Here is a 12,810-nt window from a genome sequence, read left to right as displayed (position 1 = left end):
AGTCTCTAGTTTTCGCGACACGTGTCGAACAGGTGTTTGAAACGCAACGTAGATGCGGCTACATTCAGGTTCGAACAGAAGCAGTTCCGAACGCACCGAAGACCGCACAGCAACATTGCGCCGGACCCGTTTCCCGCAACACCCCAACCTGAGCAATCCAGAGAAGGACGGTCACGATGAAAGACGGTCGGCAATGAAGGACGACGGCAGCCAAGAAGGCGCGGCGACTCCAGACATCGCCGCCGGACTCACCGATCGGCAGCGCAAGGTCCTCGAGGTCATCCGCGCCTCGGTGACCGAGCGGGGCTATCCGCCGAGCATCCGTGAGATCGGCGACGCCGTCGGCCTCACCTCGACGTCGTCGGTCGCGCATCAGCTACGCACGCTCGAACGCAAAGGCTTCTTGCGGCGCGATCCCAACAGGCCACGCGCGGTCGACGTGCGCGGCCTCGACGAGGCGATGAGCGATGCTGGCGAGCCGATGCTGGACGACGCAGCGGAGCAGCTGAATCTGCCGACCCCGACCTTCGTTCCCGTGTTGGGACGGATCGCCGCGGGTGGCCCGATCCTCGCCGAGCAGGCGGTCGAAGACATCTTCCCGCTGCCACGCGAACTGGTCGGCGAAGGATCGCTGTTCCTGCTGAAGGTGGTCGGCGAGTCCATGATCGACGCAGCGATCTGCGACGGCGACTGGGTAGTCGTGCGGCAGCAGAACGTGGCGGACAACGGCGATATCGTCGCCGCGATGATCGACGGCGAAGCGACGGTCAAGACGTTCAAGCGGACCGGCAAGGAAGTGTGGCTGCTCCCCCACAATCCGCTGTTCGAACCGATCCCCGGAAACAACGCCGCTGTGCTCGGCAAGGTCGTCACGGTCATCCGAAAGATCTGACAGCGTACACAGATTCGGGTCGGTGGGCCCGCAAGCGAGTGCCACAAAGAGATCCCACACCGACCCGAATCGGTACGCCGTCGGTCAGCCGACGTTCAGGCTGCGCCCGATGATCTCCTTCATGATCTCGGTCGTTCCGCCGTAGATCGTCTGAACACGAGCGTCCAAGTACGCCTTGGCAATCGGATACTCGCGCATGTAGCCGTAGCCGCCGTGTAGTTGCACGCAGCGGTCGATCACATCGATCTGCGCCTCGGTGCTTCGCATCTTCGCCATCGCGGCCTCGGCGACGGTGAGCTTGTCCTCGTTGAGCAGTTCGATGCATTTGTCGACGAACACACGAACGAAGGCTGTCTCGGTCGCGAGTTGGGCCAATTCGAACCGAGTGTTCTGGAACGAGCCGATGGGCTTGCCGAAGGCCTTGCGATCTCGGCAGTACTGCAGGGTCATCTCGAGCGCACCCTCCATTGCGCCCGCAGCCATCACCGCGATCGACAACCGCTCCTGCGGCAGGTTCTGCATCAGGTGGACGAACCCCATCCCCTCCTGGCCGAGCAGATTCGCGCCGGGGACACGGACGTTGTCGAAGTTCAGTTCGGCGGTGTCCTGGGCGGGCAAGCCGATCTTGTCGAGGTGTCTGCCTCGCTCGAAGCCCTCCATGCCACGTTCGACGACCAGCAGGCTGAAGCCTTTCGAGCCCGCGTCGGGATCGGTCCGGGCGACGACGATGATCAGGTCGGAGTTGATGCCGTTGGTGATGAAGGTCTTCGCGCCGTTGAGGATCCAGTCGTCGCCGTCGCGGACAGCGCGGGTCTTGATGCCCTGCAGGTCGCTGCCGGTGCCGGGTTCGGTCATCGCGATCGCGCCGATCAACTCACCTGAGGCGTAGGCGGGGTACCAGCGCTGCTTCTGCTCGTCGGTGGCGAGGTCGAGGAAATACGGCGCGACGACGTCGTTGTGCAGCGAGAACCCGAGGCCGGTGAACCCTCGACGGTGATTCTCTTCGGCGACAATCGTGTTGTAGCGGAAGTCTTTTACGCCACCGCCACCGAACTCTTCGGGAAAAGCGGTACCGAGGAAGCCCTGCTTGCCCGCTTCGAGCCAGACGTCGCGATCGACGATGTGCTGTTCTTCCCACCTGGCGTGATTCGGGGCAACTCGCTGTTCCAAAAACTTCACGTACGACTCGCGGAACATGATGTGTTCCGGCTCGAACAGGGTGCGTTCCACCTGTGGCTCCTCGGTACTCGGCAATAGTTGAAGCGTCCTATTGACCGTACGCCAGCAAGGTGTGCGCTGGACTACCCCGACTTCCCACCGTTGACCTGCGCCAGCCGTCGGAGCACCGGATACCCGATCAAGATGCCGATCGATCCCCACGCGATTCCGCCGAGCTCCGCACTGCCCACCTTCACCGTGAGATCACCGATCCCTGCCACCAACGCGGCCGCGACGACGGTGAGGTTGACCGGATCGGTGAAGTCGACCCTGTTTTCGAACCAGATCCGGACACCGAGCAGACCGATGAGCCCGTAGAGCACCAGCGTGGCACCACCGATCACACCGTCAGGAATGGTGAAGACCAACGCGCCGAACTTCGGTGAGAACGACAGCACGATGGCGGTGGCCGCCGCTACCCAGTAGGCCGCGGTCGAATAGACCCGCGTCGCCGCCATGACGCCGATGTTCTCGGCATACGTCGTCGTGCCGGACCCACCCCCCGCGCCTGCAAGCGTGGTTGCCAGACCGTCCGCGATCAGGGCGTTGCCCGCGACGTCGTCGAGCGACCGACCCGTCATGGCTGCAACAGCTTTGACGTGCCCGACGTTTTCTGCGACGAGGACGACGACCACCGGCAATGCCAACACGATGACCGACAGATCGAAACTCGGTCCGCGGAACTCGGGCAACCCGATCCAGTCCGCTGCGCGCAGCGCGTCGACCCTGGTTTCGGCGAGCGCGCCGGTAACTGCCGCGAAAACCCAGCCGATGACGACGCCGACCAGAATTCCCAAGCGCCCCAACAACCCTGGCCCGAGCACGGTCACGAGGAGGATTGCCACGAGGGTTACCGCAGCGACGAGTGGCTGCATTTCGAACGACGCGGTCGCGGCAGGTGCGAGATTCAGCCCGATCAACGCGACGATCGCACCTGTGACGACGGGCGGCATCACGGCATCGAGCAGTCGAGCGCCCACGACGCGCACCACGACGCCGACTGCCATCAGCACCACACCGACGGCGAGTACGGCACCGAGCTGCGCGGCCGGACCGTCGGACGCCGACGCCGTCAGCGGCGCGATGAACGCGAACGACGAACCGAGATAGCTCGGAATACGACCGCCCGTGATCACAAGGAACAACACGGTGCCGACGCCGGAGAACAGCAGCGTCGTCGTGACAGGGAATCCGGTGATCGTCGGAACCAGCAGCGTCGCACCGAACATCGCGATCACGTGCTGCATCCCGATGCCGACCGTTCGGGGCCAGGTCAACCGCTCGTCGGGTGCGACGACCGCACCCGGCGCAGGAGTCGTGCCGTCGCCGTGCACCGTCCACCGCATCGGTCGAGTCAGTCGGGTCAGAGTCCGGTTGTCAGCCACGAAGCGAATAGTAGGGCCAGCGCGACGATTACGGGCTCCAAGCCAGGCTTCAGCCGAGGATCGCCGTCGCTGCGGCACGCGCTGCCATCGGATCGGCGGTTTCCAGAACAGCAGCTGCCGCGCGTTGGCAATCATCCAAAGTGACCGTGCCGAGCTTCGCGCCGACCGCGCCGACCGCTGCCGCTGCGCACGACAGCGATGTGACACCGAGCCCGACCAGAACGCATGCCAACAGTGGATCTGCGGCCGCTTCACCACATACGCCGACCGGCTTGTTTCGGTCCGCGCCTGCTTTGGCCGTTCGGGCAAGAAGATGCAACACCGCCGGCTGCCAGGGATCGGTGAAGGAGGAGAGCTCGGAGGACATCCGATCCGCCGCCATCGTGTACTGCGCGAGATCGTTGGTGCCGACGGACAGGAAGTCCACGTGCGCCAGAATCTTTTCGGCGAGTAGGGCTGCTGCGGGAACCTCGATCATGACGCCGGGCACGAGCCCACGTTCGCGAACCTTCGCAGCGAACCATTCGGCTTCGGCGGGTGTCGAGATCATCGGCGCCATGACCCAGGGACTTGCACCGGCGGTTGTAGCGGCCGCTGCGATCGCGTCCAACTGTCGATCGAGTATTCCGCTGTCCTGCAGCGCAATACGGACTCCACGGATCCCGAGCGCTGGGTTCGCCTCGTCGGGATGGTTGGCGAATCGCAGCGGCTTGTCCGAGCCCGCGTCCAACGTACGGACGACGACCTTGCTGCTTGGGAACGCTGCGAGTACCTCGCCGTAGATGTCTGCCTGGTCGGCGACCGTCGGCTCGGTGTCGCGATCGAGGAAGCACAGTTCGGTTCGGAACAGGCCGACTCCCTGTGCGGCCGTCGCAGCTGCCGCGCGCGCGCCCAGTCCGTCCTGGACGTTGGCGAGAACGTCGACTCGATGCCCGTCCGCCGTCTGACCCGGGCCCTGCCAGCGCGCAACGGCTGCTGCTTCGACGCGGTGTGCTGCGACGGCTGCCCGTGATGTTTCAGGATCGGGCTCGACGACGACCTCACCCGTCGATCCGTCGAGCAGTACCAACGTTCCGACTGCGATGTCGTCGAGCCCGCCGACTGCGACGACGCACGGAATGCCCAACTGCCGCGCGATGATCGCGGTGTGGCTCGTCTGCCCACCGAGCGAGGTTGCGAGGCCGACGATCAACGCGGGATTGAGTCCGGCGGTGTCGGCGGGTGCAAGGTCGTCGGCCAGCAGCACCGACGGCTCCAGCGGTGTCGGAACACCGGGCTCGGGCGCGCCCTCGAGTTCGGCGAGCACCCGATCGCGGACATCGCGCAGGTCGGTGACTCGTTCGGCCATCAACCCGCCGAGTTTGGTCAGCATCGCCGCGATCTTGTCCGTCGCTGCCGACGCTGCGGCCGTCGCCGGTCGTCCCGACTTGATCAACTTGTCCGCTGCAGATATCCAACCGCGGTCGGTCGCCATTGCCGCGTTTGCGGCAAGTACCTCTGCCGCTGCGCCCGACGACCGGCTTGCCCGATCGCGTAGCCGCTCGGCGACGACCGTGGCGGCAGCGCGGAACTTCTCGCCTTCGGCGGTCCGGTCGGCCGCGTCGATCTCACGATCATCGGCGACGGGTGTCGGTCGAGCGCCCGGCCGAATGACCCGCGCGTATCCGACACCTGGCACGACCGGCGTTCCACGCAGGACTGTGCGTGCGTCCTCTACCCGTACGTCCTGGACCTGACCGTCGTGTACCTGTGCGTGCGACATGTGATCTCCTCCGCGTTTTCAACTCGATGTGACCAAGTTAACTCAGAACCGTTGACAAAGCAACACAAACGGGCGTAAAACAATATGAAGCAACATGAAACAACACGAAGGAGGTCACACCGTGTACGCAGAAGAACGCCAGCAGGCAATCGCCGCTCTGATCGGCATGCGTGGCCGGGTAGCAGTGGCGGACCTGTCGGAGCAGTACGGAGTCACCACGGAAACGGTGCGCCGCGACCTCGCGGCGCTCGACCGAATGGGTGTTGTGCGACGTGTACACGGCGGTGCCGTACCGGCAACCGCTCTGGCCGCGATCGAACCCGGCATAGCGGAACGCGAACACAGCCGTGCCGAGCAGAAGGATCGCATCGCTGCCGCGGCCGTCGACTTTTTCCCTGGCGCAGGTGGCAGCGTCCTCCTCGATGCGGGCACCACCACGGGCCGAGTCGCCGCGCTGCTCCCCTCCGATCGGGATTTGACTCTGGTTACCAACTCGATCCCGATCGCGGCACGGGTGGCCGGCCTCGGCGGCGTCGCACTGCACGTTCTCGGCGGCCGCGTTCGTGGCCTCACCCACGCCGCCGTCGGCGACGACGTGCTGCGTGTCCTCGCAACGCTTCGGCTCGACGTCGCCTTCATCGGCACCAACGCGCTGAGTGTCGGCCACGGCCTGTCGACGCCGGACACCGACGAAGCAGCGGTGAAACGGGCGATGTTGCACAGCGCCCGCCACGTCGTCGTGGTCGCAGATTCCTCCAAGATCGGCCGTGAACACCTGATCAGCTTCGGCGACATCGACTCCATCGACGTGTTGATCACCGATACCGACATCGATCCGGAACACCGGAAAGAGTTGGAAGACAAAGGAATAGAGGTCGTCGCAGCATGATCGTCACCTTGACGGCGAACCCGAGTATCGACAGGACCGTCACACTCACATCGCCACTGGAACGAGGTTCGGTCCACCGCGCGGCAGCTGCGGTGTCCGATCCCGGCGGCAAGGGTGTCAACGTCGCCCGAGTCGTCACCGCCGCGGGGGTACCCGCGATCGCGTTGCTGCCTGGCAGCGCCGACGATCCGCTGTTCACCTCGCTCAACGACCACCACATCGACTACCGCCGCGTCGACGTCGCCTCACCTGCCCGGATCAATCTGACGATCTCCGAACCGGACGGCACGACGACGAAGATCAACGAGCCCGGCGCCGTCCTGTCGACCGAGTCGCGCCGCCACCTCGCCGACCGACTGCGCCAGTTGGCAGGAGGCCAGACAACATGGGTCGTCCTTGCCGGCTCGTTGCCACCCGGGGTTCCGGACAACTGGTACGCGGAGTTGTGCCGAAACCTGGCTCATCTGCCGGTCCGCATAGCCGTCGACACGTCGGAGGAGCCGTTGCTGGCCCTCGCTCGCGGACTGTCGAAGTCGACTCCGAACCTCCTCAAGCCCAACTCGGAGGAGTTGGCGCAGCTTACCGGAGCCTCCGCGAAAGACATCGAAAGTGCTGCTGCGCAGGGTGATCCGACCCTCGCGGTGCAACTGTCTCGCACCCTCGTCGAGCAGGGTGTCGAAACCGTCCTCGCGACACTCGGTGCAGCCGGTGCCGTACTCGTCGACAGCACAGGAGCGTGGTACGCACAATCTCCACCGATGATTCCGCGGAGCACAGTCGGAGCAGGCGACTCCTCGCTCGCGGGCTATCTTCTCGCCCAGATCGAAGGCGCGGCGCCGGCGCAGTGCCTGCAACGCGCGGTCGCATACGGCTGCGCGGCCGCGGCCCTTCCCGGCACGGCATTACCCACACCGGCCGACGTCGACATCGCGTCCGTCGTCGTCACCCCCGTCGACGGCACCCGCGTCGACGTCACTGCCGCACCCGCACAAGTCATCGCATGACCGCCCAGACCCCGAGCACCGACAAAGGAACCGCCATGTCCGATCCCACGCCCCAGCCGATCATCACCCCCGAGTTGATCAGCCTCGACACTTCGCTCGGCACGTCGAAGGACGCCGTAATCACGGCGCTCGCCCAGCGCCTTGCCGATGCCGGACGCGCGAGCGCCGCAGCCGATCTCGCCGCGGCCGCACATGCTCGCGAAGAGCAGTCCGCGACGGGTCTGCCCGGCGGAATCGCAATCCCCCATTGCCGATCCGAGTCCGTCCTGACTGCGTCACTCGGCTTTGCGCGACTCGATCCGAAGGTCGACTTCGGCGCTCCCGACGGACCCGCCGACCTCGTCTTCCTCATCGCCGCGCCCGAGGGTGCAGGTGCCGCGCATATGAAGCTGCTCTCCAGTCTCGCGCGCGCCCTCGTGAAGCCGGCCTTCGTCGCAGGCTTGCGGGCAGCGAAGAGTCCGGAGGAGATCGTGACCCTCGTCGAGGACGTGCTGAAGCCGAAACCGAAGAAGGTCGCGGCTCCGGCTGCCTCGACACCTGCAGCCGCAGAACCTGTCGCGGCAGCGCCTGCACGTAAGCACATCGTCGCAATCACCGCGTGTCCCACCGGTATCGCGCACACCTATATGGCCGCCGATTCGCTCGTCGCCGCAGGCGAACGCGCCGACGTCACGGTCCACGTGGAAACCCAAGGCTCCAGCGGAAGTACGCCGCTGAGCCCCGACCTCATCGCCTCCGCCGCCGCTGTCATCTTCGCCACCGACGTCGGCGTCAAAGGCAAGGAACGGTTCGCGGGCAAGCCGGTCATTTCCTCCGGTGTGAAGCGAGCAATCAACGAGCCTGACACCATGATCACCGAGGCCCTGCGCGCAAGCCTCAACCCGGCCGCCGCGAAGGTGGGTGGCACGGCTGTCGCAGCGGGGGCTGCCGACGCCGCAGGGACGATCGGCTGGGGAACCCGCCTACGACAGATCCTGCTCACCGGCGTGAGCTACATGATTCCGTTCGTCGCTGCCGGTGGCCTCCTCATCGCACTCGGCTTCCTGCTCGGTGGCTACGAGATCACGGACAAAGCCAAGGACATCGTCCTCGACAACTCGCTGACCGCGCTGCCCGAAGGCGGTCTCGCCACCTATCTCGGCGCCGTGCTGTTCCAACTCGGCTCACTCGCGTTCAGCTTCCTTGTCCCCGCACTCGCCGGCTACATCGCCTTCGCGATCGCCGACAGGCCAGGCCTCGCACCAGGTTTCACGGCAGGTGCGGTCGCGGTCTTCGTCGGTGCCGGCTTCATCGGTGGCCTCGTCGGCGGTATCGTCGCCGGTTTCGCCGCGCTGTGGATCTCCAAGATCGGGGTACCACAGTGGGCCCGCGGATTGATGCCGGTCGTCGTCATTCCGCTCTTCGCCACTCTGCTCGTCGGCGCCCTGATGTTCATCGTCCTCGGTAAGCCACTCGCAGCCATCACAAGCGGATTGACCAACTGGCTCAACGGATTGTCCGGCAGCTCGGTCATCCTGCTCGGCATCATCCTCGGTCTGATGATGTGCTTCGACCTCGGCGGTCCGGTCAACAAGGCGGCCTACGCGTTCGCCGTAGCAGGTCTCAACGTCAACGACACCGCATCGCTGCGCATCATGGCTGCGGTGATGGCAGCCGGGATGGTTCCGCCGCTCGCCATGGCACTTGCCTCGACGCTCCGACCGCGCCTGTTCAGCGAGGCCGAACGCGAAAACGGCAAGGCCGCATGGCTTCTCGGCGCAACGTTCATCTCCGAAGGTGCCATCCCGTTCGCCGCAGCAGACCCGTTCCGAGTCATCCCGTCGATGATGGCCGGAGGCGCTGTGACCGGTGCGCTCATCATGGCAACCAGCACCACCCTGAGCGCCCCGCACGGCGGCATCTTCGTCTTCTTCGCAATCGGCAAGCTCGCCTGGTTCCTGATCTCCCTCGCGATCGGAACTGCCATCGGTGCGGCGTGCGTCGTGTTAGCCAAGGAATTGATCCATCGCAAGCCGGCCGTTGCCGACGCCGAACTTGCCGCAGTAGCAGCCTGATTCACCAACCAACCCAATCGAAGGAGCTAGTCATGCCGAGCACAACAGTCGTCGTCGGATCGTCCGTCGGATTGCACGCCCGCCCAGCGGCCATCATCGCCGAGGCAGTCGAAGAGGCAGGAGTCGAGGTCACACTTGCCCTCGTCGATGCCGATGACGAAGACGACGAGCCCGTAGACGCCGGATCTGCGTTGATGATCATGACGCTCGGCGCAACAGCAGGCACCGAAGTGATCATCAGTTGCGACGATCCGGACGTGCTGCACACCATCGCCGCGCTGGTCGCGGCAGATCTGGACGCAGCTCCGTAGGTTCTCGACTCGTTCACCATCACGGTGTCGCACCCACCAACGGGGTGCGGCACCGTCGGTCTATGGATAGGACAGCGGCGTTGCGCCTCGAACCGTCAACATCGCTGTCATGACCCCGATCTCGTTACCCTGATCGGCCACGAGCAACCTCGCGAGTCGACGAATCGGCTCCGCGTCGACGAGATCGACCGCCGACCGAGCCATCGCGATACCACCCTGGTGATGGCGAATCATCAACTGCAGGAACAGTATTTCCGCGTCGGCTCCTCGCAGCGTCGACAGCCGCGTGAGCTCGTCGACGCTGGCCATTCCCGGCATCGGTGCTGCGCCGCCGTGATCGTGCGGTCCATGGTCACTCATCCACTGCATGGGATGCGCAGGCACGAAGGGCAGTTCGAGAAGACTCAGCCAGCCTCGCATCGTCGCGATCTCGGCGGTCTGCGCAGCGGAAATCCGGTCGGCGAGCACCCGGACCTGCGGATCGCAGTCCCTCGTCAACGTGTTCGCGAGCTGAATTGCCTGTTCGTGATGCACCGACATGTCTTGGGCGTAGCCGATGTCTGCCGCGGACAACCGCACACTGTGCTCGTCCGCGGTTCGCGAGGTCGCCAACCGATCCCCCAGCGCGACACCGAATGCAAGGACAGCAACCAGAGCCACCACAATGCCGACGGGACGCACCCAGCGTTTACGAGCCAACGGTCGAATCCTGGTCCGCCGGAACCTCGTACACACCGTTGTCGAGTTGCAGCGCCATAAATCCGTTGTCGCTGCACGAGGTCCAGATCTGATCGCCGTGAAACTCGGGCGGTGAGAGACACCAGTCCGACGTCAGGTCACCGAATGCGACCTGACCTGTCCGCGGACCGATGGCGACGTTCGGATCGACCCTGCCTTCGAGGATCGAGCGGGCCAGCGGCAGAAAGTCGAACACCGGCACACCCACGATCGACGCAACGGCGTGGATCGAGTTGGTCAGTGTGAGGTTCTTGCTCTTCTGCGCGGGCGGGTTGTAGTACGCGATCTCTCTGATGTTGTCGAGATTTCTGACGTCGAACACCCGGATGCCCGACGAAATCCAGGAGCAGGCGAGGGTGGTCGGATCGTTCGGCCGATCGACGGCGCAGTAGTGCGACTCGTAGGCGAACAGGGAGCCACCCGACGACGACCGCACGTTTGCATCGATGTTGTCGGGCAGGTTGATCTCGAGTTTGATCTTCTGAACGACCGTGGCGTTGGCTTCGTCGGTGATGTCGAAGACTTTGACCCCACCGGAACCGGCCTCGTCAGCGGTGAAGAAATAGGGTTTGCCGTCGTAGGTCACCGGGATGCTGTGCTGATTGAAGTGCCCGTCGGTCCACAGGTAGGTGGCGATCTGCGGCACGACCGGGTACGGATCGCGACGCTGGACCGCACTGATGTCGAGGATCGTGAGACCGCCCAGATTCGACAGATACATCCGGTTGCCGTCGGGACTGATACCGAAGCCGTGGCCCGTGAAGCCGTGCAGCCCTTGCCAGATCACGCGTGGGTTCGCCGGGTCGACGAGATCGATCGCGCTCACGAAACCAGGGAAGACGCCGTCCGCCCAGTAGGTATTGCCGTCGGGCGAGAAGCCGCCCTCGTGCGAGAGGAAAGGCAGCGGCATCCTCGGATCGGTGCCTGGCCCTGGATTGAGCAACTTGGGATGCGCGCAATCGGAGATGTCGTATACGGAGAAGAAGCCTGCGCCCGTTGCGGCAGGAACCGCCGTTGCCGCAAGCAGCTTGCGAGCCTTGTTGACCTTGAGGCTTTCCCACGTGCCACCGATCATCGCCGGTTCGTTCAGCGAGGCTGTCATGACAGGGTTGCGCGGATCCGACACGTCGAGCACCTGCACACCCGGCGCCGGTCCGAGCAGGTTGCCAGGGAAGAACGTGCTTGTGTAGGAGCAATGGTCGTAGGTCACGGAGAGAATGCCACCGCCACGATCCTGCAGACCGCCGATCAGCGACATGTTGCAGCGATACCCCTCCGTGCTGCGTCCGCTGTTGCGGTCCTCGGCGGGGACGTCACCCTGCAAACCCGTTTCGGGAAGTGAACCCGGTCCGCAGTCGGCGCGAGGCACGGCGGCCGATCCGACGTCGAAGGACGTGAAGGTCTCCGCCGACGCCGTCGCAGGTAGTCCGGTCATGGACACGATCAGCGATGCCGCGACAGCGACGGCCCCGACCAGCAATCGACCGTTCGACACGAAGCCCTCCCGACGTCCCACAGTCCCAAGCGAGCGCTTGGTTGGAGATCAACGTAGCAGGAGGGTTATCTGCGTCGCACCCACACGATCGCGATACCCACCATCGCGGCGACGCCGAGAGCTACGACGGCCCACCATGTCGGTCCCCACGCCGTTGCCGGCTCGCCGGAGGTCGTCGATTCGGTCGCGTCTGCCGGGCGGACCAGATCGCTCGCCCCGCGCAGGATCTGCAGCGGTGGCAGCGGACCGCTCGCTGCCTCGGATGCGATGACGAGATCGCCAGCGGGAGTGAATGCCACGGCTTCGCCCTGCGGTTGGCGCGGCACCGCAATCCGCATGCCTGGCCCGCTGGTCAACGCCTTCGCGATATCGCCGTCCGCGGCCCAGTACAGGTACACCTCGCCGTAGGTGCGCAGTGCGGCGACCTTGCCGTCCGCGCTGACGGCACCACCGGTGACCGGACCCGGCCACGGCAGCGGACCTACCTCGACCAGCGCAGACGGACCAGGACTCGGTAGGTCGTTCACAGCGACATCACCCGCAGGCACGTACACGGCGCCGATCCCGATGAGCTCCTTGGACACGATCACCGGACGCCCACTCGCTTCGATGAGCAGCGCCTCGGCGTCGTGCTTGCCGTCGGGATAGGTCAGCCGATGCAACTCCCCCGCACCGTCGATGGGACTCATGCGGGTGAGCGCGACCGTGTCGCGCACCTGCCGATTGTCGCCGGTATCGGACAACCACAGGGCGCCGCCCGCGAACTGCAGATCCTCGACGTCGTACGGGTCGACCGGCACGGTCAGCCAGCGCGTCATGTTGCAGTCGGAGTCGAGAACGGCCAATTTGTCGTCGGTACCACTGTCACCGATCGCGTACATGACGTCGCCGTCGAAAGCGAGGCCGGACAGTTCCTCCAACCCGCGATCGGTCGGCGTGCACAGTGTCTCGAAAGATGTTTCCGACGTCGCGGGGGCAGCCGCAGCGGGACCAGCCGACACGAGGGCTACGGCAAGCACGGCAAGCAGGCGTCGACCACCGACAGCCCACTGATCCACAGCG

At 65.0% G+C, this 12,810-nt stretch carries 11 protein-coding genes; 5 read left to right on the top strand and 6 right to left on the bottom strand.

Annotated features, from left to right (window positions below; translation table 11 throughout):
• Window positions 1–193: 193 nt before the first annotated feature.
• A complete protein-coding gene (lexA, locus tag ACHIRB_RS14660) occupies window positions 194–892 on the top strand; it encodes a transcriptional repressor LexA (protein ID WP_395112140.1) in 699 nt (232 codons plus the stop codon).
• An 84-nt stretch (window positions 893–976) separates the two neighbouring features.
• Here lexA and ACHIRB_RS14655 read toward each other — a convergent pair whose 3' ends face one another.
• The 3 genes from ACHIRB_RS14655 to ptsP all read right to left on the bottom strand — a co-directional run bounded on the left by ACHIRB_RS14655 (window position 977) and on the right by ptsP (window position 5,257).
• Window positions 977–2,122 carry an acyl-CoA dehydrogenase family protein gene (locus tag ACHIRB_RS14655; RefSeq protein WP_395123798.1) on the bottom strand — a complete coding sequence of 382 codons (1,146 nt, stop codon included), beginning with the start codon at window positions 2,120–2,122 and terminating at the stop codon, window positions 977–979.
• Between the two features lie 71 nt (window positions 2,123–2,193).
• Complete coding sequence (locus ACHIRB_RS14650; RefSeq protein WP_395112232.1) at window positions 2,194–3,456, bottom strand: uracil-xanthine permease family protein; 1,263 nt, start codon at window positions 3,454–3,456, stop codon at window positions 2,194–2,196.
• Window positions 3,457–3,544: 88 nt separating this feature from the next.
• Window positions 3,545–5,257, bottom strand: a complete 1,713-nt coding sequence (gene ptsP, locus ACHIRB_RS14645) for a phosphoenolpyruvate--protein phosphotransferase (RefSeq protein ID WP_395123797.1) — start codon at window positions 5,255–5,257, stop codon at window positions 3,545–3,547.
• A 121-nt stretch (window positions 5,258–5,378) separates the two neighbouring features.
• Here ptsP and ACHIRB_RS14640 point away from each other — a divergent pair, with 121 nt between their 5' ends.
• From ACHIRB_RS14640 to ACHIRB_RS14625, 4 genes are read left to right on the top strand one after another with little or no spacing between them, the layout of a single operon-like run.
• Window positions 5,379–6,146 (top strand): DeoR/GlpR family DNA-binding transcription regulator, encoded by a 768-nt coding sequence (locus ACHIRB_RS14640; RefSeq protein ID WP_395123795.1) that lies wholly within the window; start codon window positions 5,379–5,381, stop codon window positions 6,144–6,146.
• On the top strand, window positions 6,143–7,150 hold the full coding sequence (locus ACHIRB_RS14635; RefSeq protein ID WP_395112143.1) for a 1-phosphofructokinase family hexose kinase: 1,008 nt from the start codon (window positions 6,143–6,145) through the stop codon (window positions 7,148–7,150). Before ACHIRB_RS14640 ends, ACHIRB_RS14635 begins: the two co-directional genes overlap by 4 nt.
• Before the next feature lie 35 nt (window positions 7,151–7,185).
• A complete protein-coding gene (locus tag ACHIRB_RS14630; RefSeq protein WP_395112144.1) occupies window positions 7,186–9,204 on the top strand; it encodes a PTS fructose transporter subunit IIABC in 2,019 nt (672 codons plus the stop codon).
• A 32-nt stretch (window positions 9,205–9,236) separates the two neighbouring features.
• The gene (locus tag ACHIRB_RS14625; protein WP_395123794.1) at window positions 9,237–9,515 is read left to right on the top strand and encodes an HPr family phosphocarrier protein; all 279 of its coding nucleotides are present in this window, start codon (window positions 9,237–9,239) and stop codon (window positions 9,513–9,515) included.
• A gap of 60 nt (window positions 9,516–9,575) precedes the next feature.
• On the opposite strand, the gene ACHIRB_RS14620 is transcribed toward ACHIRB_RS14625, so the two are convergent.
• From ACHIRB_RS14620 to ACHIRB_RS14610, 3 genes are all read right to left on the bottom strand, one after another.
• On the bottom strand, window positions 9,576–10,214 hold the full coding sequence (locus tag ACHIRB_RS14620; protein ID WP_395123793.1) for a DUF305 domain-containing protein: 639 nt from the start codon (window positions 10,212–10,214) through the stop codon (window positions 9,576–9,578).
• A complete protein-coding gene (locus ACHIRB_RS14615; RefSeq protein WP_395123853.1) occupies window positions 10,204–11,688 on the bottom strand; it encodes an LVIVD repeat-containing protein in 1,485 nt (494 codons plus the stop codon). The genes ACHIRB_RS14620 and ACHIRB_RS14615 overlap by 11 nt, the downstream gene beginning before the upstream one ends.
• 125 nt (window positions 11,689–11,813) lie before the next feature.
• Window positions 11,814–12,806: a hypothetical protein gene (locus tag ACHIRB_RS14610; protein WP_395112148.1), complete on the bottom strand. Its 993-nt coding sequence runs from the start codon at window positions 12,804–12,806 to the stop codon at window positions 11,814–11,816.
• Between the last annotated feature and the right edge of the window lie 4 nt (window positions 12,807–12,810).

The sequence above is a fragment of the Antrihabitans spumae genome (assembly GCF_043944905.1).
Taxonomy (GTDB): domain Bacteria; phylum Actinomycetota; class Actinomycetes; order Mycobacteriales; family Mycobacteriaceae; genus Antrihabitans; species Antrihabitans spumae.
The sequence above is the reverse complement of the archived record's forward strand: the minus strand, read 5'-3'. Positions and strand labels throughout refer to the sequence as shown.